Genomic DNA, 18665 nt, shown 5'->3' with positions numbered 1-18665 from the left:
CGAGAGGACCCGTTCACTCGACGCGCAGCCGGTAGCCTACACCGGTCTCGGTGGTGATGTAGCGCGGCTGGTCGGGGGTCTTCTCGATCTTCTGCCTGAGCTGCCGCACATAGACCCTGAGATACTGCACGTCGGTCGTATCGCCCCAGATCTGCTTCAGGATGAAATGGTGGGTCAGCACCTTGCCGGCATGCTGCACCAGGATCCGCAGTATGTCGTATTCCTTGGGCGACAGCTTTATCTCCTTGCCCTCGACCTTGACGATGCGCTTGACCAGATCGACGCTGAGGTCGCCGCTCTGGAAGACCGGCTTCTCGCCTTGCTGCTGGAACTTGTGCCGCAGCGCCACGCGGATGCGCGCCACCAGCTCGTTCATGCCGAACGGCTTGGTGACATAGTCGTCGGCGCCGAGTTCCAGCGCCTGGACGATGCCGGCTTCGTCGGTGCGGCTGGAGAGGATGACGACGGGAATGTCGAGACCCTCGTCACGCCATTTGCGCAACAACTCATGGCCACCCATTCCTGGCAGGCCGAGATCGAGCAGCACCAGGTCCGGCCTTTCCTGTTCCATCAGTTCGATCGCCACCTTGGCGTTCGGCGCCTCGCTGATTGCGTAGCCCTGGCTGCCGAGCCCGACCCGAAGCAGCTTGCGGATCGGCGGCTCGTCATCGACGACCAGTATCCTGACATTCAGATTTGTCATCGAAGCTGATCCACGCTGGTCTCTTCGCCGCGATTGTCGATATCGGGCGCTTCCGTAGGCACCGGCATCGTGATGGTGAAGGCGGCACCGGGGCGGTCGGTCCGGTTGGCGGCCGAGATCGTGCCGCCCATCGATTCGACAAAGCCGCGGCAAATCGACAGGCCGAGCCCGGTGCCGGCGCGGACCTGGTCGCCCTTGCGCACCCGGTAGAAAGTGTCGAACACGCGTTCGAGGTCCTGCGCCGGAATGCCCGGCCCCTCATCCATGATCTGCACCATGACGGATCCATTATCGGCCCATCCCTGCACGCGGACCGTCGAGCCGGGCGGCGAATATTTCGATGCATTGTCGAGAAGGTTGAACAGGACCTGTTCGAACAGCACGGGATCGAGCTTCAGCATCGGCAGGTCGGGCGGAATATCGACCTCGATCTTGTGTTCGCCGGTGATCTTGCGGGCACGGTTGAGCGCCGTACCGACGACGTCGCCGACATAATGCAGGGCATAGTTCGGCTCCATCGCCCCGGACTCGATCTTGGTCATGTCGAGCAGATTGGCGATGAAGCGGTTCAGCCGTTCCGATTCGTCGATCACCGTCGATAGAAGCTCCGCCCGGTCCTGCTCGGGCAGATCAGGCGCGAATTCCTTGAGCGTACCGGCCGCTCCCATGATGGCCGAGAGCGGCGTTTTCAGATCATGCGAAATCGAGGTCAGCAGGGCCGAGCGCAGCCGGTCTGCTTCGGCAGCGAGCTTGGCGCGGTCGACATCGGCGACGAGCTGGACGCGTTCGATCGCCACCGCCGCCTGGTCGGCCAGCGCATCGAGCAAGCGCTGTTGCTCGGGCGTCAGCAGCGGGCCCTGCTTGTCATTGTCGAGGCCGACGACACCGATCGCGGTGCGGCCTGTCCGCAAAGGCAGATAAAGACGCTTGGCGCCGGGCAGCGTGTCGGCGCCGCGCCCCGCGGCACGGTTGTGCTCCCAGGCCCAGCGCGCGGCGGCGATATCGGCCTCGGCCAGCGTATCGTCGGGCGGATAGCCGGCCTTTACGGTGATGGTGCCGTTCTCGGGCAGAAGCAGCACCACGCGCAGCTTCAGCATCGAGGCGATCTGGAAGGCGGTGGCCCACAACACATCGTCGAGCGTGCCGGCGCCGGCGAGTTTCTTGGAGAAGAGGTAGATGTCCTCGGTGGCCCGTGCCCGCGAGCGGGCAGCAACTGCCTGGCGTTGCATGCGCGCGGCGAGATTGCTGGCGATGACTGCGACGGCAAGAAAGACGGCGAGCGCGACGATGCTCTCGGGATCGCGGATCGTCAGCGTGTAGCGCGGCTCGAGGAAGAAATAGTTGAAGGCAAGGGCACTGAGGAAGCAGGCATAGAGCGCCGGCCAAAGGCCGCCGGCCACCGCCGACGTCAAAACCCCCAGGAGGAAGACGATGGCCAGATTGCGGACGTCGAGAAACTGGTCGAGGACAGCGCTGAGGGCCAATGATCCCGCGACATAGGTCGTGGCGAGCAGATAGGGCCATATCTGGAACTGCTTCTGCTCGGCCGCCGCCTTGACCCTTCGCGGCGTCGCCTCGGCATCCCTTTCGGTCCCCGAAATGACATGGACGCTGATGTCGCCGGCATTGCGGATCAGGTCGTAGGTGAGCGAACCCTCGATCAATTCGCGCCAGCGCGACCGCGTCGGCCTGCCGACCACGATATGGGTGAAATTGTTCGCAGTCGCATGGCGCACGATGTCTTGCGCGACATTCTGGCCGGGAATGGTCGTCGCCTCGGCGCCGAGTTGTTCGGCAAGGCGCATGAGCGTGGCGAGCCGGTCCTTGTCTTCCTCCGACATGCCGGCCGAACGGGGCGTATCGACATGCAGCGCCGTCCATGGCGCACGCAGCCGGTCGGCCAGCCTGCGTGCGTAGCGGATGCGGGCAGCACCCCCCGGGCGCGGGTCGACGCAGACGAGCACCCTCTCGCCCGCGGCCCAGGGACCCTGGATGGCATGGGACTGCATGTGATTGAGCAATTGCTCGTCGACACGCTGGGCGGTGCGGCGTAGCGCCAGTTCGCGCAGCGCCGTCAGATTGCCCGACGAGAAATAATTCTCGATGGCGCGCTGCGCGGTGTTGGGGAAATAGACCTTTCCCTCTTCCAGCCGCTTGATCAGGTCGTCGGGCGTGAGGTCGATGATTTCGACGTCATCCGCCTGGTCGATAATGGAATCGGGAACCGTCTCGCGCACCCTGACCCGGGTGATCTGCGCGACGACGTCGTTCAGGCTCTCGACATGCTGGATGTTGAGCGTCGTGTAGACGTCGATGCCGCGCGCCAGGATCTCCTGGACGTCGAGATAGCGCTTGGGGTGGCGGCTGCCGGGCGCATTGGTATGGGCGAGTTCATCGACGAGAACCAGCGCCGGGCGCCGGGCGAGGATGGCGTCGATATCCATCTCGTCGAGGATGCGCCCCTTGTAGTCGACCTTGCGGCGCGCAATGACTTCATAACCCTCGACCAGGGCCTGGGTTTCCTTGCGGCCATGGGTCTCGACGACGCCGATCACCACGTCGACGCCGTCGGCCAGCCTGGCACGGCCCGACATCAGCATTTCGTAGGTCTTGCCGACCCCGGGTGCGGCGCCGAGGAATATCCGCAGACGGCCGCGTCCCTCCCGCTCGGCATGCTCGAGCAGCGCGTCGGGGGAAGGTCTGTTTTCGTTGCTTCTGTCTTCCGGCATCAGGATCGATCATGAAGAGGTCCGGGGATGCTGTCGATCCCCGGCCCTTGCCATCGCCTATTTAGCGGCGTCCAGCGCCAGGTTGAGGGCCAGCACGTTGACCACAGGCTCTCCCATGAAGCCGAGTTCCCTGCCCTCGACCTGGCTATCGACAAGCGCCTTGACCTTGGCTTCGTCGATGCCCCTGGCCTTGGCGACGCGCGGAACCTGGAAATAGGCGGCCTCCGGGCTGATCTGCGGATCGAGCCCGCTGCCGGACGTCGTCACCATGTCCATCGGCACGGGCACATTCGGGTTCTCCGCTTTAAGCTTTTCGGCATCGCCCTTGATACGCTCGATCAGCTTGGGGTTGGTCGGGCCGAGATTGGTGCCGCCGGAGGCGGTTGCGTCGTAACCATTGCCGGCCGCGGAAGGCCGGCCATGGAAATACTTGTCGCTGGCGAAGGCCTGGCCGATCAGTTCGGAACCGATGACCTTGCCATCCTTCTCGATCAGGCTGCCATTGGCCTGGCGCGGGAACAGCGCCTGGGCGATGCCGGTCATGCCCAGGGGATAGATCAGGCCGGTCAGGATCGTGAAGAAAACGATCATGATGATCGCGGGTCTAAGTTGTTTGAGCATCGGAATGATCCTTAAGCGAGGCCGAGGGCGGTGACGATCATGTCGATCGCCTTGATGCCGACGAAGGGGACGATGATGCCGCCGAGGCCATAGACCAGAAGGTTGCGGCTGAGCAGCGCGCCGGCGCCGATCGCACGATACTTGACGCCTTTCAGCGACAGCGGGATCAGCGCGATGATGATCAGCGCGTTGAAAATGATGGCCGACAGGATGGCGCTCTGCGGCGTCGACAGATGCATGATGTTGAGCGCCTGCAGCGGGCCGGTGGTCTGTCCGGGCGCAACGTAGAAGACGGCGAACATCGCCGGAATGATGGCGAAGTACTTGGCAACATCGTTGGCGATCGAGAAGGTCGTCAGCGAGCCGCGCGTCATCAGCAGGGCCTTGCCGATCTCGACGATCTCGATGAGCTTGGTCGGATCGCTGTCGAGATCGATCATGTTGCCGGCTTCGCGCGCCGCGACCGTGCCGGTGTTCATGGCGACGCCGACATCGGCCTGGGCAAGCGCGGGCGCATCGTTGGTGCCGTCGCCGCACATGGCGACCAGCTTGCCCTTGGCCTGTTCGTCGCGGATCAGCTTCAGCTTGTCCTCGGGCGTGGCCTGGGCAAGGAAGTCGTCGACGCCTGCTTCCGCCGCGATCGCGGCGGCCGTCAACGGATTGTCGCCGGTGATCATCACCGTGCGGATGCCCATGCGCCGCAGTTCCGTGAAGCGCTCGCTGATGCCGCCCTTGACGATGTCCTTGAGATGGACGACGCCCAGCAGACGCCCGTCACGCTCGACTGCCAGCGGGGTGCCGCCGGACTTGGCGATCTCGTCGGCGACCGCCTGCAGATCCCTGACGGAATCGCTGCTGGGACGTGTGCCGTGGGCGGCTGATGTCGGCTGGTTGACATGGGCAAGCACGGAATCAACAGCGCCCTTGCGCACCGATGAGCCGTCGACGTCGACGCCGCTCATACGGGTCTGCGCGGTGAAGGGAACGAAGGTGGCATGCAGCGTTGCCATGTCACGGGCGCGGATGCCGTACTTCTCCTTGGCCAGGACGACGATCGAGCGCCCCTCCGGCGTTTCGTCGGCGAGCGAGGCAAGCTGGGCCGCATCCGCGAGTTCCTGTTCGGTGACGCCCTTGACCGGACGGAATTCCGTCGCCTGGCGGTTGCCGAGCGTGATCGTGCCGGTCTTGTCGAGCAGCAACGTGTCGACGTCGCCGGCTGCCTCGACGGCGCGGCCCGACATCGCCAGCACATTGAAGCGCACCAGCCGGTCCATGCCGGCGATGCCGATCGCCGACAAAAGCGCGCCGATTGTGGTCGGGATCAGGGTGACGAACAGGGCGACCAGCACGGTCACCGAGATATAGCCGCCAGAATAGGAGGCAAAGCTTGGAATCGTCGCCGTAGCCAGCACGAAGATCAGCGTCATGCCGACGAGCAGGATGTTGAGGGCGATCTCGTTCGGCGTCTTCTGGCGCTCGGCACCTTCGACCAGCGAGATCATGCGGTCGAGGAAGGTATGGCCCGATGCCGCGGTGATGCGCACGCGGATCCAATCGGACAGCACCTGCGTGCCGCCGGTCACCGCCGAACGGTCGCCGCCGGATTCGCGGATGACCGGCGCGGATTCGCCTGTGATCGCCGCCTCGTTGACCGAGGCGACGCCCTCGACCACCTCGCCGTCCGACGGGATGATGTCGCCGGCCTCGACCAGCACGGCATCGCCGACTTTCAGGCTGGTGCCAGGCACCAGTTTGTATTTCGTGCGATCCTCACCGGTCAGAAGCTTGGCCTGGGTCTCGGTGCGCGCCTTGCGCAGCGAGTCGGCTTGCGCCTTGCCGCGGCCTTCGGCGACGGCTTCGGCGAAATTGGCGAAGAGCACCGTGAACCACAGCCAGATGATGATCTGTAGCGTGAACTTGAAGTCGCCGCCGCCGGTGATCAGGTCCCTGACGAACAGCACTGTCGTCAGCGCCGAGACGACGGCGACGACGAACATCACCGGGTTCCTGATCAGCGTGCGCGGGTTGAGCTTCCTGAAGGCTCCGCCGATGGCGGGCCACAGGATGCCGGCATCCATGATGCTGGCGGATTTGGACTGGCTCATTTGTTGGCTCCAGTATCGATATTGTTGGCAGGCACCGATCGATCGGATGCCGAAGGAAGATGCGGCGGCCCGTAGACCAGCAGCCAGACCACGATCATGACTGCCGCTATGCCGAGGAATGTGGACACGGTCGGGAAAGGAGGGGGGATTGTCTCCCCCTCCCTGTCGCTCCGACGCTCGACCTTGCGTCGCATGATGTTGAACCAGCACATGATTTTTACCTAAGACGGGGCGCTCTCAGAATGTCTGCCCATGGATCATGGCCAGGTGTTCGACGATCGGACCGATCGCCAGCGCCGGGAAGAAGGTGAGACCCACGACGATCAGGATGACGCCGACCAGCAGCCCGACGAACAGCGGGCCGTCGGTCGGGAAGGTACCGGCCGACGCCGGCACCGTCTTCTTCGTCGCCAGCGAGCCGGCGATGGCAAGCGCTGGAATGATGACGAAGAAGCGCCCCATCCACATGGTGACCCCGAGCGTGATGTTGTACCAGGGCGTGTTGCCGGAAAGGCCACCAAAGGCCGAGCCGTTGTTTGCGGCCGCCGAAGTGTAAGCATAGAGAACTTCGGAGAAGCCGTGCGGACCGCCATTGGCCATCGAGGCCACGGCGCTTGGCAGCACGACCGCGATGGCTGTGAACGTCAGCATCGCCAGCGGCAGGCAGAGGATGGCGAGCATCGCCATCTTGACCTCCTTGGCCTCGATCTTCTTGCCGAGATATTCGGGCGTGCGGCCAACCATAAGGCCGGCGACGAACACGGCGACGACGATGAACATGATGATGCCGTAGAAGCCGGCGCCGACGCCGCCGACGATGACTTCGCCAAGCTGCATGTTGATCATCGGGATGAAGCCGCCGATGGCGGTGAAACTGTCATGCATGGCGTTGACCGCGCCGCAGGACGCGGCCGTGGTGATGACGGCGAACAGGGCCGACAAGGCAATGCCGAAGCGGCTCTCCTTGCCTTCCATGTTGCCGCCGTCGATGCCCAGCGCATGCACCAGCGGATTGCCCGACGCTTCCGCCCAGTAGCAGATGGCGACACCGGCGATGAACAGCACGCCCATCGTGGCCAGGATCGCCCAGCCCTGGCGCTGATTGCCGACCATGCGGCCGAAGACGTTGGTGAGCGAGGCGCCGAGCGCGAAGATCGTCACCATCTGGATCAGGTTGGAGATCGCATCGGGGTTTTCGAAAGGATGCGCGGCATTGGCGTTGAAGAAGCCGCCGCCATTGGTGCCAAGCATCTTGATGGCGACCTGCGAGGCGACCGGGCCGAGAGCGATCGTCTGCTTGGCGCCTTCGAGCGTGGTGGCGTCGACATAGGGCCCGAGCGTCTGCGGCATGCCGAGCCAGACATAGACAAGGGTGAGCACGATTGAGAGCGGCAACAGGATGTAGAGCGTGCAGCGGGTCATATCGACCCAGAAATTGCCGATCGACTTGACCGAATGCCGGGCGAAGCCGCGGATCAGCGCCACCGCGATGGCGACGCCGACCGCCGCCGACATGAAATTCTGCACCGTCAGGCCGGCCATCTGCACGAGGTAGGACATCGTGCTTTCGCCGCCGTAATTCTGCCAGTTGGTGTTGGTCACGAAGCTGACGGCGGTGTTGAAGGCGAGGTTCTGCTCGACGGCAGGCATCCCTGCCGGATTGTAGGGCAGGACGCCCTGCAGGCGCTGCAGGGCATAGAGCGCCAGGAAGCTGGCCAGGCTGAAGAACATGATGCCTGCCGCATAGGCGGTCCAGTGCTGCTCCTCGCGCTCGCTGGTTCCCGATACTCGATAAAGCCCGCGTTCAATCGGGCCTAGAACCGGCGAAAGGAATGTTCGGTCGCCATTGAAGACGCGGTACATGTAACCGCCGAGCGGCTTCACGAGCAAAACGACGATCCCGCAGTAAACGAGGATCTGTAACCATCCGGTGAGAGTCATTTAAGTAGCTTTCCAGGCCTTGCGCCAGTTGCGGTCAGAAGCGTTCTGGACGAACGAGGGCGTATGTCAGATAGACGAGCAGGAACAAGGTCACGCCGCCACCGAGGATATAGTCGAGAAGCATGTTTCGATCCTCCGGTTCAAAGAATGTCGCAGATTTTAATGTAGGCGATGGAGAAAGCGAAAAACAAAATCTCTAACCCAACAATGACGATATCCATCGTGCATGTTCCTTATATTCGTTCTATTTGCGCTTCGCACTGTACGCCTGCGATCGGCAGGCGAAAACCATATGGAAACACTCCGCCACGATAGATAGTCGCGACCGAGCTGTGTCTTCCCTCGAGAATATGGACCCAATCGCCATAAAGGTTCGAGACGGCGCGGAGCGGAAAGAAATAGGAATTTTATAAAGGTTTTTGCCGGACGGCTCCTCGCGGCAGCTCATTGGCCGAACCGCCGGAACAAATCCTGCGATGCGAGATTGTCGACCCGAGGGACCACCTGAAGGAGACGACAATGGCAAAGCAGAAAATGCTCGATGACCTGTTTCATGACACGCTGAAAGACATCTATTTCGCCGAAAAGAAGATCTTGGCGACGCTGCCGAAAATGGCCAAGGCAACGCAAAGCGCCGAGTTGAAGGCCGCTTTTGAAAAGCACCGCACCGAAACCGAAGGCCATGTCGCAAGGCTGGAGAAAGTCTTCGGCGTGATCGGCAAGAAGCCGGTAGGCAAGACCTGTGCCGCCATCATGGGCATCACCGAGGAAGGCGCCGAGATCATGGACGAGTACAAGGGATCTCCCGCGCTCGATGCCGGCCTGCTGGCCGCTGCTCAGGCGGTCGAGCATTACGAAATCTCGCGTTACGGCACGCTGAGGACCTGGGCCGGCGAACTCGGGCTGAGCGACGCCGTGACACTTCTCGAAGCGACGCTGAAGGAAGAGAAGGCGACCGACGAAGCCCTGACGCAGATTGCGGACTCGGCCGTGAACGTCGCCGCCGAAGCAGCGTAATCTGCTGAATGATCGTCGAGCCGCGTTCGGAAATTAGCTAGCGCGGCTCGCGCGTCATGCTGAGGTAGGTCGGATCGAACTCGGCGATTTCCCGCAGCTTGTGCCAGTCCAGGATGGTGACAGTGTGGTTTGCCCAGCTGACGACACCGACCTTGCGCAAGGCGCCGATGACACGGTTCATATGCACGACGGAAAGGCCAAGCACATCGGCCATTTCGGCTTGCGAGAGCGGCAGGTGAAAGCTCATGCCGTTGGTGCGCTGCACCACCTGCAACCGCACGAAGAGCTCACACACGAGATGGGCCAGATGCGAGGTCTTGGAGCGCCGCCCCATGGCGACGATCCACTCGCGGTGGATGGCGCCGTCGACCAGCGTGTCCAGCCACAACAGCCTTGTCAGGTGGGGCGCCTGCTCGGTGATGGTGCGCAGCCGGGCATGATCGGCGAACATGACATGACAGGGCGACAGGGCGACGATGCCATGATCCATGGTCTTCAGCAGGAAGGCATGGAGATCGACGAAGTCGCCGGGCACCTGCAATGACGTGAACTGCCGGCCACCATTCTCCAGCACCTTGTAGCGCGCCGCCAGCCCGTCGAGGATCAGCGTCGAATACGTCGGCCGCGATCCCGATGCGACGATGTCCTGGCCGATCGAGAAATGCCGCTCGAAGGTCATGGCATCGGCCAGCAGCGCCTTCTCGGCGTCTGACAGTGCATCGTGTTGGCCCAGGTTCAGGTAAAGGGATTCAAGCACCGCAATCTCCGGCGAAAGGGCTTCAGAAGCCGATCGCCAAGTGTTTCTGTAGGAAGCAAGGCGGCTACGGATGCACTAGACCTTTGGCCGCTGATAGGCATTAACATTTGTTGCACCCGCTTGTTCCCCGGCAAATGCCACCGTTGGTGGAACAACTGCCCAGCCCGCGAATTGTCGGTTGAATGTCTCGCAATTTCGCCAGCCTGAGGGTCCAGCCCGTCATGCCTCGATATTATCTTGACCTCTACAATGGCGACGGTCTGACGGTGGATAATGAAGGCCAGGTCTTCGAAACGCCCGAGCGCATGCGGCGCGAAGCGATCCGCATCCTGCCCGACATCGTCCGCGACGAGATCATCGAAAACGACCATACCGCGATCACCGTCAAGGTACGCGACGAGGACGGACGCCAGATCTTCGAGGCGTCGCTCGTCGTCTCTTCGGGATGGTGCGGCTGACAACCCTCCCCTGCGTCGATGACAAAAGTCTTGCGACCATCATTTGTAATCGCCGTCTCCGCCGCAACGCTGCAGCATGCGCGACCGGAAGATCATGGAGGCGGCGAATGTTCCGAAACCGCCGCGCAGAAGGAGTAGCGACCATGAATCGCGCAAAAGTCGACACACAGCGTGACGAGCGCGCCAAGCGTGAATCGGAAATCGTGATTGCCGCGGAGCGGGCAGCTCGCGAGGAAAAGACCGCGAGACTAAGAGCACTGCGCCTTGCGGCACAAGCAGCGGACGAGCCCGATTCGGTGAACCCGAAGCCGAACGGTCGGCACGCATCTCCAAAACGGTGAGTTATCTCAAGCACAGCAACGAAAAAGCCCGGCTAGGAATGGCCAAGCCGGGCTTTGGGTGGTGGCACCAACTGGCCACCATGATGACAGATTCCGACGGTCAGGCGGCGTAGCCGCCATAGCCGCGCGCGACGGCGCGCGCCACGATGACCGGCTCGATCTCGGCCCAGAGAATGCCGGCGGCTTTCGCGAACTCGACGAGCGCATGGCGCGCCTCGTCCCTGGTGATGCAGCCTTCCAGCGCAAGGCCACACGCCTCCACGGCATTGCGATATAGAGGGCCACGGCGCGAGGTCGTCCAATTGGTCAGGAAATCGTGCATTTCGGCCAGCGAGGCAATCTCGCGCTTGAAGCCGAGGCCGACGGTCAGTGCGACCGGTGAATGAAACAGCTTGTCATGCATGAAGCGGGCTCCTGATTGTCGCAGCGCCGGGAGAGTATCCGGGCTGGTCCACGAACGGGACGCGGGGAAACGCGCGGTGCGCCGGGAGGTTCCGGATGGACGCCTTATTCCTGCTTTTCGCACCGACGGCTAGTGGAACTACATCAAATTTTCAGCTGCCGGAGACAGGACGGCCATAGAACCAACTCGGCCGGCAACGAGGCTAGATGGCTGGCTTACTCGCTTTGCCAAACGGACTCGCTGACTTAATCCGGGATCAACTGCCAAGCGTTAGATTGGTCCAAAGGCTGACAGTGCAGCCGCGCAAATTCGAGGCGTGTAAAAGCAATATATTTCAATTATTTAGGCGGGGCTGGCGGAGAGAGCGGGATTCGAACCCGCGTTACGGTCTCCCGTAAACACACTTTCCAGGCGTGCGCCTTCAACCACTCGGCCACCTCTCCGTCCGTGCATTTTTCGCGATGGCCGGTTGCGCCGCGCGGGTTGGGGACAATGCGGTCCCTTCAGGGAGGCCGGCACGCGATTTCCGCGCCGTGGGTGCCGCCAACCAGCAAACACCTTCCCTTCGCACCTGAGCCGTCAAAGCAACAGGCGCGGGGCTCATCTAGTCGATCCCGCGTCGAATGCCAAGCCATAAGCGCAGTCTATTCTCTTTGCCGGCCGCACAGGGTTTGGATAAGCCGCCCGCACACGTGTTTCCGAAGCCTCGCCACCCCGAATGATGTGCACAGGCAAGGCCGCGAGGCCCGGCGCGCTTGACTTCGCAGCCAGCCGCCTGTCGAGTGAGGCAGAGGCTTTGCGGGGGCATCGTCCTGATATGACATCCAGCAGCAACCAACCAGGTAACGGGCAGGCACCGGCCGGCCGCCCCGGCGGCGATCTCTTTTACGTCCCGGTCGGCTGGCTCATCTTCGTCATGGCGTGGTCGGTCTATGGCCTGGCGTCGTCATGGTGGCTGTTCGGCAATTCCAGCCTGCCGGATCGGGTCTTCTACTTCTTCATCGGCGGCCTCGTCACCAATGTCATCACCATCCTGTGGGGACTTTATCTGCTCGGCCTCGCCTTTGGCCGCTCGGGGCGCTTCCCCCGCCATTTCACCATCTGGCAGATCGCCCTCATCGTCTGGGTGCTGGCAAGGCAGGTCTATGTGCTTGCCGTGCCGGATTTCGTCTTCTCCATCAGGGGCGTCGGCATTGCCGCCATCGAGATCGGCATCGGCCTGCTTTGCATCTACCTGCTGCGCCGCGGCTCCGGCGCCGAGGCCGTCTACGCCAGGCCGCAAACCGAGGCGCCGCCTCTCGGCGTTTCCATTCTTGCAGCCTTGCTAGGCATCGTCCTCGGCGCCATCGTCGGTGCCGTGGGCGGCTTCCTCGCCGGTTCGTTGATCGCCGATGTCGCCCAGGTAAGCTGCTTCGAGGGTGGCTGCGGTTATTTCGCCGCCTTCTTCGGCCTGGGCGGGTTGGTGGTCGGCGCCATTGGCGGTGGCATTCTGGCTGTCTGGCTCGTGCATCGGCGCAAGCGCAAGCCGGTGACCTAGGGCAAGCGCGGGCCTTCAAATTCGCGTATCGCGGTTGCGGGCAAGCCATGCGCACTCTATTTCTCGTTTCGGGACAGGTGCCGGAGATTCCTTGGGAACGCATCCAGGATCGGCCGGGGGAGAGCTTGATGTTTCGCTTCGTTTTTCGCCTTGCGGCCATGGTCGCGCTATCGGTTTCAGTCATCATGGCGGTGCTCGACACGACGCGCACGGTGGCGGCTTCGGCGCTTGTGCTGACGCCGCTCAACACCAGCTGGCTCGCCGTCTCGCCGGACACGCGGGCGGCCTTCGAAACCTTTGTCCGTGCCAAGGCCAGCCCGCTGCTGTGGGATGGCGCCATCGCCTGGATACTCAACCAGCCGGGCTTCGCCGTCTTCGCGGTGCTGGCCTTCCTGCTCTACGCCATCGGCTACAGGCGCCAGCGGCGCACAGGCCAATTCGCCGCCAACTGATCCATTTCTTGCGATCCTGCCAGGGAAGGAAGGCCGCCGATGTTCTTTCTCAGCGACATGCTGAACAAGAAGCTCAATCTGCCAAAACCATCCGAGGCGTTGCCGGGCCGTGCCAAGGCCATCGCAACCGCGCCCAGGCATTTCGTTTCGAAACGGCCGCTCAAAGGGCCTTACCCGGAGGAACTGGAGACGGCGATGTTCGGGCTCGGCTGTTTCTGGGGCGCCGAGCGCCTGTTCTGGCAGATCAAAGGCGTCTGGGTGACGGCCGTCGGCTACGCCGGCGGCATCACGCCCAACCCGACCTATCAGGAAACCTGTACCGGCCTCACCGGCCATGCAGAAGTGGTGCTGGTCGTTTTCGACCCCGGGATCGTCTCCTATGGCGACCTTCTGCGGCTGTTCTGGGAAAGCCACGACCCGACGCAAGGCATGCGCCAGGGCAACGACGTCGGCACCACCTACCGTTCCGCGATCTATACATCGGGCGATGCGCAGCACCGGGCGGCGCTCGCCTCGCGCGATGCCTATGACGCCATGCTGCGCGGCGCCGGCCACGGCAGGATCACCACCGAGATCGCGCAGGCACCCGCTTTCTACTTCGCCGAGGCCGGGCACCAGCAATATCTGGCGAAGAACCCTAACGGTTATTGCAACCTCAAGGGCACGGGCATCGCGTGCACCATGCCGGTGGCCATCACCTGACGGCCAGAGCGATTCCGGGGAGAGCAATTCCAGGACGTGTGAAACGGTTTTCCAGGGAAAAGCGCATGGCGCCTTCCCTGCAGGAATTGCGTCAAATCAGAAAGTTAGGGTGGTTCGGCGTTTCCGTGGAAACGATGAACCGTTGTGTAGCGCGCAAGGATCGCATTGCGGCGCGGCTTGCCATCAGCACGCTTTTCCAAAAGGTCAAAATTCCGCGTGAATTTTGTTTCGGGCCGTGCCAGATTGCCCGCGAGCGGGAGGGGAATACACTCCTGGCTGACGTCGCATGCCTGCCGCAGAACCGGGCCGGCAGGCGGGGCGTAACGTAAAAAATAACCGACAGGGTGTGGATCACATGAAACGTATCGTTCTCGGCCTCCTGGCCGCAACCGCAATGGTTCTTCCGGCTTTCGCCGCGGATGTCCAGCCGGCCATCCTCTATGATCTGGGCGGCAAGTTCGACAAATCCTTCAACGAGGCTGCCTTCCATGGCGCCGAGAAGTTCAAGACCGAGACCGGCACGCCCTATGTCGAGTTCGAGGTATCCAACGCCTCGCAGCGCGAGCAGGCGCTGCGCCGCTTCGCCGAGGACGGCCGCAACCCGATCGTCATGGCGGGTTTTGCCTGGGAAGATGCGCTGAAAGCGGTCGCCAAGGATTATCCCGACCTCAACTTCGCCATCATCGACGATGCTGTCGATATGCCTAATGTCCGCTCGCTGGTGTTCAAGGAAAACGAAGGCTCCTATCTCGTCGGCATCATGGCGGCGATGGCATCGAAGTCGAAGAAGGTTTCCTTCATTGGCGGCATGGACATTCCGCTGATCCGCAAGTTCGAATGCGGCTATGTCGGCGGCGCCAAGTCGGCCGGCGCGACGGACGTCATCCAGAACATGACCGGCGACACGCCGGCAGCCTGGAACGACCCGGCCAAGGGCGGCGAGATCGCCAAGACTCAGATCGACCAGGGCTCGGACGTGGTCTACGCGGCCGCCGGCGGCACCGGCGTCGGCGTGCTGCAGGCGGCGGCGGATGCCGGCAAGCTCGGCATCGGCGTCGATTCCAACCAGAACGGCCTGCAGCCCGGCAAGGTGCTGACCTCGATGATGAAGCGTGTCGACGTTGCCGTCTACAACGCCTTCATGGACGGCAAGAAAGGCACCTTCAAGGGCGGCCTGCAGAACCTCGGCCTCAAGGAAGGCGGCGTCGACTACGCCCTGGACGACAATAACAAGGCGCTGGTCACCCCCGAGATGAAAGCCGCCGTCGAAAAGGCCAAGGCCGACATCATCGCCGGCACGATCCAGGTGCACGACTACACGGCCGACAACGCCTGCCCCTATTGATCGGCAGCGCTATACAGCCACGATCTGCAACCGCCGGGCGCAAGTCCGGCGGTTTTGCGTTGGCCTATAATTTGCCGACGAGATAGCCCAGCGCGAAGACCGCGATCAGCACGATGGCGACGACCGCTCCGCGCCGGCCGCCGAGCGAATGCACGCCAACGCCGTATGGTGACTGGGAGAGGTTGCGGATCACCGTTGGAGACCGCGCATCGCCCACTCCGGACGTACGCATCTGCGGCAATTCCGCGATACGCTGGGTGACCAGCTCCCAATGATTGGCTGGCAGGCCACCCGGTTTTTCGGCGCGGTCGAACATATGCATGCGTTCGGCAAGCTGCAGCACGGCGTCGCGGAAGGCGGGGTCGATTTCCAGATCGCGCTCGGCCCGTTCGCGATCGGCATCGTTCATCAGGCCAAGCACATAGTCACCGGCCCTTGCGATGCGGTCGCTCATGATTTGCGCCCTCCCCTTTTGCTCACCAATGTGGCGGCTTGGTTATCGGCACGTCGGGCGCCGCCTGTTCCTCCAGCGCCAAGAAGCGGTCGGTCAGCGCGTCGAGCTTGCGTTGCATGCGTTCGACCACTTTCCATTGCTCGGCGATCTGCCCCGACAGTTCCTCGATGGTCTTCTCCTGCTCGGCGGCGCGGATTTCCAGCGTTGTCAGCCGGTCGTCGGGCATGGTCATTGGCAATCCCTGGCTTTCATCAAGATGCCGATTTCGGCTTCGTCATATTAGCGAATATGGAGGCCGCGGACACGTTGGAAATTGACAAGCGCACCGGGATTTGCCGAGAGTGAATGCTGCTCCGGCCAATTGGCACGGGCGGAGCGTCATGCTAGGCATTTTGACCAAGCGATAAAAAAATAAGAGTGGGACTGGCTGCATGGCGCAAGCCGCAATCGAACTGATCGGCATCAACAAGAGTTTTGGCGCCGTGCGCGCCAACCGCGACATCAACCTGGAGATCGCACGCGGCACTATCCACGGCATCGTCGGCGAAAACGGCGCCGGCAAGTCGACGCTGATGTCGATCCTCTATGGCTTCTACCAGGCCGACAGCGGCGAGATCCGCGTCGGCGGCAAGCCGGCGTCGATCAAGACGCCCAACGATGCCATCGCGCTCGGCATCGGCATGGTGCACCAGCATTTCATGCTGGTCGACAATTTCTCCGTGCTGGAGAATATCATCCTCGGCGCGGAGAGCGATGCGCTGTTGAAGCGCAGTATTGCCAAGGCGCGCTCCGAGCTGGAGCGCCTGGAGCGCGAATACGGGCTCGAGGTCGATCCCGACGCCATCATCGAGGAACTACCGGTCGGCCTGCAGCAGCGCGTCGAAATTCTCAAGGCGCTCTATCGCGGCGCCGAGATCCTGATCCTCGACGAGCCGACAGGCGTGCTGACGCCGGCCGAGGCCGACCACCTCTTCCGCATCCTCAAGCAGTTGAAGGACCAGGGCAAGACCGTGGTGCTGATCACCCATAAGCTGCGCGAGATCATGGCCATCACCGACACCGTCTCGGTCATGCGTCAGGGCACGATGGTGGCGACCAGGGAGACGAGGAAAACCACCGTCGAGGAACTGGCCGAACTGATGGTCGGACGCCGCGTCCTGTTGAGGGTCGAGAAGGGCGAAGCCGAAGCCGGTGCCGTCAAGCTCGCGGTCAAGAACCTGACGGTCAAGGATTCGCGCGGCGTCACCATGGTCGACGACATCTCCTTCGACGTGCGTGGCGGCGAGATCGTCGGCATTGCCGGGGTCGCCGGCAACGGACAATCCGAACTGCTCGAAGCGATTTCCGGCATCAGGCGCGCCGTTTCCGGCTCGGTCATGCTCGACGGCAAGCCGATCGACCTGACCGGGGCCGCCGATCCCGGTGAATTGCGCGACCGCGGGCTCGCCCATGTGCCTGAGGACCGCCATCATGTCGGGCTGGTGCTGGCCTTCGAGGAGAACGAGAATTCCATCCTCGGCTATCACGACGACCCTCGTTACTTGAAAGGGCCGTTCCTCAACCTGGATGCCATCATGGCCGACGCCAAGGACAAGATCGAAAAGTACGATATTCGTCCCGGCAATCCGCGCCTGAAGACCGCCAATTTCTCCGGCGGCAACCAGCAGAAGATCGTACTGGCGCGGGAGATCGAACAGGATCCAGGCGTGCTGATCGTCGGCCAGCCGACGCGCGGCGTCGATGTCGGCGCCATCGAATTCATCCACAAGCGCCTCATCGCCATGCGCGACCAGGGCAAGGCGGTGCTGGTGGTTTCGGTCGAGCTCGACGAGATCCGTTCCCTCTCCGACCGCATCCTGGTGATGTTTGCCGGCCGCATCGTCGGCGAGCGCGGCCCGGAGGCGACAGAGGGCGAGCTTGGCCTGCTGATGGCGGGCGTCGAGCGCCAGGAGGCTGCCGCATGAGCACGCCTTACGCAAAACTGCCGGCCTGGGCCGACTATGGGCTGATTCCGCTGATCAACCTCTCGGTGGCTTTCATCGTCGCCGGCTTCGTCGTGCTTCTGGTTGGCGAAAATCCGTTCCGCGCCGCCGTCATCCTGGTCGAGGGCGCTTTCGGCAAGGGAACGGGCATCGCCTTCACCCTTTTCTATGCCACCACCTTCATCTTCACCGGACTTTCAGTGGCGGTGGCGGCGCATTGCGGCCTGTTCAACATCGGCACCGAGGGGCAGGCCTATATTGCCGGTCTCGGCATCGCCATCGTCTGCCTCTCCTTCGACAGCGTGCTGCCGTGGTGGCTGACCTTCCCGCTGGCCATCGTCGCTTCGGCCGCCGTTGGCGCGCTTTGGGCGCTGATCCCCGCCTATCTGCAGGCCAAGCGCGGTTCGCACATCGTCATCACCACGATCATGTTCAACTTCATCGCCGCTTCGATCATGGTCTATCTGCTGGTCGGAGCGTTGAAGCCGGCAGGATCGCAAGCCCCGCAAACCCGGAACTTCCTCGCCGGGGCCGAGTTGCCGAAACTCAACTGGATCATCGAGCTGTTCGGCGCCAAGATCCGCTCGGCGCCGCTCAACGTCACCTTCCTGCTGGCGCTCGCCATGGCTTTCCTGGTCTGGCTGCTGATCTGGCGCACCAAGCTCGGCTACGAGATGCGCACCTACGGCCACAGCCCGAAGGCGGCGCGCTATGCCGGCATCTCGGAAACCCGCATCATCATCACCGCGATGATGATCTCGGGCGGGCTGGCCGGCATGACGGCGCTCAATCCGGTGATGGGAGACCAGCACAATGTCGCGATCGATTTCGTCTCCGGCGCCGGCTTCGTCGGCATCGCGGTCGCCTTGATGGGGCGCCTGCACCCGGTCGGCATCGTGCTGGCGGCGATCCTGTTCGGCATGCTCTACCAGGGCGGTGCCGAACTCGCCTTCGAGATGCCGGCGATTTCCCGCGACATGATCGTCATCATTCAAGGCTTGGTGATCCTGTTCGCCGGCGCGCTCGAACACATGTTCCGGCCTTACATCCAGGCGCTGTTCGCCTCGTTCAGCCCGCGGTCGGTCGGCATGGAAGCGGTCAAGGGAAAGGGCGCCTGA

The 18665-nt window shown here is 62.8% G+C and carries 21 protein-coding genes and 1 tRNA gene; 10 read left to right on the top strand and 12 right to left on the bottom strand.

The features are described from left to right. Nucleotides 1-13 precede the first annotated feature (13 nt). From EB233_RS09600 to EB233_RS09570, 7 genes are read right to left on the bottom strand one after another with little or no spacing between them, the layout of a single operon-like run. Complete coding sequence (locus EB233_RS09600) at nt 14-703, bottom strand: response regulator transcription factor (RefSeq protein WP_027056682.1); 690 nt, start codon at nt 701-703, stop codon at nt 14-16. Further along, on the bottom strand, nt 700-3432 hold the full coding sequence (locus tag EB233_RS09595) for a sensor histidine kinase (RefSeq protein WP_064992046.1): 2733 nt from the start codon (nt 3430-3432) through the stop codon (nt 700-702). Before EB233_RS09595 ends, EB233_RS09600 begins: the two co-directional genes overlap by 4 nt. Nucleotides 3433-3489: 57 nt before the next feature. Further along, nucleotides 3490-4053, bottom strand: coding sequence for a potassium-transporting ATPase subunit KdpC (gene kdpC / locus EB233_RS09590; RefSeq protein ID WP_064992045.1), 564 nt, complete (start codon nt 4051-4053; stop codon nt 3490-3492). An 11-nt stretch (nt 4054-4064) separates the two neighbouring features. Then, a complete protein-coding gene (kdpB, locus tag EB233_RS09585; RefSeq protein WP_064992044.1) occupies nt 4065-6158 on the bottom strand; it encodes a potassium-transporting ATPase subunit KdpB in 2094 nt (697 codons plus the stop codon). Then, complete coding sequence (locus tag EB233_RS09580) at nt 6155-6370, bottom strand: hypothetical protein (RefSeq protein ID WP_064992043.1); 216 nt, start codon at nt 6368-6370, stop codon at nt 6155-6157. Before EB233_RS09580 ends, kdpB begins: the two co-directional genes overlap by 4 nt. Nucleotides 6371-6395: 25 nt before the next feature. Further along, a complete protein-coding gene (gene kdpA / locus EB233_RS09575; RefSeq protein WP_064992042.1) occupies nt 6396-8099 on the bottom strand; it encodes a potassium-transporting ATPase subunit KdpA in 1704 nt (567 codons plus the stop codon). A gap of 34 nt (nt 8100-8133) precedes the next feature. Further along, nucleotides 8134-8223, bottom strand: coding sequence for a K(+)-transporting ATPase subunit F (locus EB233_RS09570; protein WP_064992041.1), 90 nt, complete (start codon nt 8221-8223; stop codon nt 8134-8136). 395 nt (nt 8224-8618) lie between these two features. Between EB233_RS09570 and EB233_RS09565 the strand changes: the two genes are divergently transcribed. After that, the gene (locus EB233_RS09565) at nt 8619-9116 is read left to right on the top strand and encodes a YciE/YciF ferroxidase family protein (protein WP_064992122.1); all 498 of its coding nucleotides are present in this window, start codon (nt 8619-8621) and stop codon (nt 9114-9116) included. 37 nt (nt 9117-9153) lie between these two features. On the opposite strand, the gene EB233_RS09560 is transcribed toward EB233_RS09565, so the two are convergent. Then, complete coding sequence (locus tag EB233_RS09560) at nt 9154-9873, bottom strand: Crp/Fnr family transcriptional regulator (RefSeq protein ID WP_064992040.1); 720 nt, start codon at nt 9871-9873, stop codon at nt 9154-9156. A gap of 221 nt (nt 9874-10094) precedes the next feature. Here EB233_RS09560 and EB233_RS09555 point away from each other — a divergent pair, with 221 nt between their 5' ends. Both EB233_RS09555 and EB233_RS09550 read left to right on the top strand, forming a co-directional pair. Then, the gene (locus EB233_RS09555; protein ID WP_064992121.1) at nt 10095-10331 is read left to right on the top strand and encodes a DUF6894 family protein; all 237 of its coding nucleotides are present in this window, start codon (nt 10095-10097) and stop codon (nt 10329-10331) included. A 143-nt stretch (nt 10332-10474) separates the two neighbouring features. After that, on the top strand, nt 10475-10672 hold the full coding sequence (locus tag EB233_RS09550) for a hypothetical protein (protein WP_081294346.1): 198 nt from the start codon (nt 10475-10477) through the stop codon (nt 10670-10672). Nucleotides 10673-10772: 100 nt separating this feature from the next. Here EB233_RS09550 and EB233_RS09545 read toward each other — a convergent pair whose 3' ends face one another. Continuing rightward, nucleotides 10773-11075: a DUF982 domain-containing protein gene (locus tag EB233_RS09545; RefSeq protein ID WP_064992039.1), complete on the bottom strand. Its 303-nt coding sequence runs from the start codon at nt 11073-11075 to the stop codon at nt 10773-10775. 353 nt (nt 11076-11428) lie between these two features. Further along, a tRNA-Ser gene (locus tag EB233_RS09540) sits at nt 11429-11518 on the bottom strand. 374 nt (nt 11519-11892) lie between these two features. Here EB233_RS09540 and EB233_RS09535 point away from each other — a divergent pair. The 5 genes from EB233_RS09535 to EB233_RS09515 all read left to right on the top strand — a co-directional run bounded on the left by EB233_RS09535 (nt 11893) and on the right by EB233_RS09515 (nt 15111). After that, complete coding sequence (locus EB233_RS09535; RefSeq protein ID WP_244277824.1) at nt 11893-12612, top strand: CPP1-like family protein; 720 nt, start codon at nt 11893-11895, stop codon at nt 12610-12612. 128 nt (nt 12613-12740) lie between these two features. After that, the gene (locus EB233_RS09530; RefSeq protein ID WP_064992037.1) at nt 12741-13064 is read left to right on the top strand and encodes a hypothetical protein; all 324 of its coding nucleotides are present in this window, start codon (nt 12741-12743) and stop codon (nt 13062-13064) included. Nucleotides 13065-13103: 39 nt separating this feature from the next. Then, complete coding sequence (msrA, locus tag EB233_RS09525; RefSeq protein WP_064992036.1) at nt 13104-13766, top strand: peptide-methionine (S)-S-oxide reductase MsrA; 663 nt, start codon at nt 13104-13106, stop codon at nt 13764-13766. A 65-nt stretch (nt 13767-13831) separates the two neighbouring features. Then, nucleotides 13832-14095: a hypothetical protein gene (locus EB233_RS09520; protein WP_064992035.1), complete on the top strand. Its 264-nt coding sequence runs from the start codon at nt 13832-13834 to the stop codon at nt 14093-14095. A 26-nt stretch (nt 14096-14121) separates the two neighbouring features. After that, complete coding sequence (locus tag EB233_RS09515; RefSeq protein ID WP_064992034.1) at nt 14122-15111, top strand: BMP family lipoprotein; 990 nt, start codon at nt 14122-14124, stop codon at nt 15109-15111. Nucleotides 15112-15175: 64 nt separating this feature from the next. On the opposite strand, the gene EB233_RS09510 is transcribed toward EB233_RS09515, so the two are convergent. Both EB233_RS09510 and EB233_RS09505 read right to left on the bottom strand, forming a co-directional pair. Continuing rightward, complete coding sequence (locus EB233_RS09510; RefSeq protein WP_064992033.1) at nt 15176-15565, bottom strand: hypothetical protein; 390 nt, start codon at nt 15563-15565, stop codon at nt 15176-15178. Between the two features lie 22 nt (nt 15566-15587). After that, on the bottom strand, nt 15588-15797 hold the full coding sequence (locus tag EB233_RS09505; protein ID WP_064992032.1) for a SlyX family protein: 210 nt from the start codon (nt 15795-15797) through the stop codon (nt 15588-15590). A 199-nt stretch (nt 15798-15996) separates the two neighbouring features. Here EB233_RS09505 and EB233_RS09500 point away from each other — a divergent pair, with 199 nt between their 5' ends. Then, complete coding sequence (locus EB233_RS09500; protein ID WP_064992031.1) at nt 15997-17529, top strand: ABC transporter ATP-binding protein; 1533 nt, start codon at nt 15997-15999, stop codon at nt 17527-17529. After that, nucleotides 17526-18665 carry an ABC transporter permease gene (locus EB233_RS09495; protein WP_064992030.1) on the top strand — a complete coding sequence of 380 codons (1140 nt, stop codon included), beginning with the start codon at nt 17526-17528 and terminating at the stop codon, nt 18663-18665. Before EB233_RS09500 ends, EB233_RS09495 begins: the two co-directional genes overlap by 4 nt.

The organism is Mesorhizobium erdmanii, from assembly GCF_013170725.1.
GTDB classification, from domain to species: domain Bacteria; phylum Pseudomonadota; class Alphaproteobacteria; order Rhizobiales; family Rhizobiaceae; genus Mesorhizobium; species Mesorhizobium erdmanii.
Note: the sequence above shows the minus strand (reverse complement) of the source record. Positions and strands in the feature narration are given on the sequence as shown.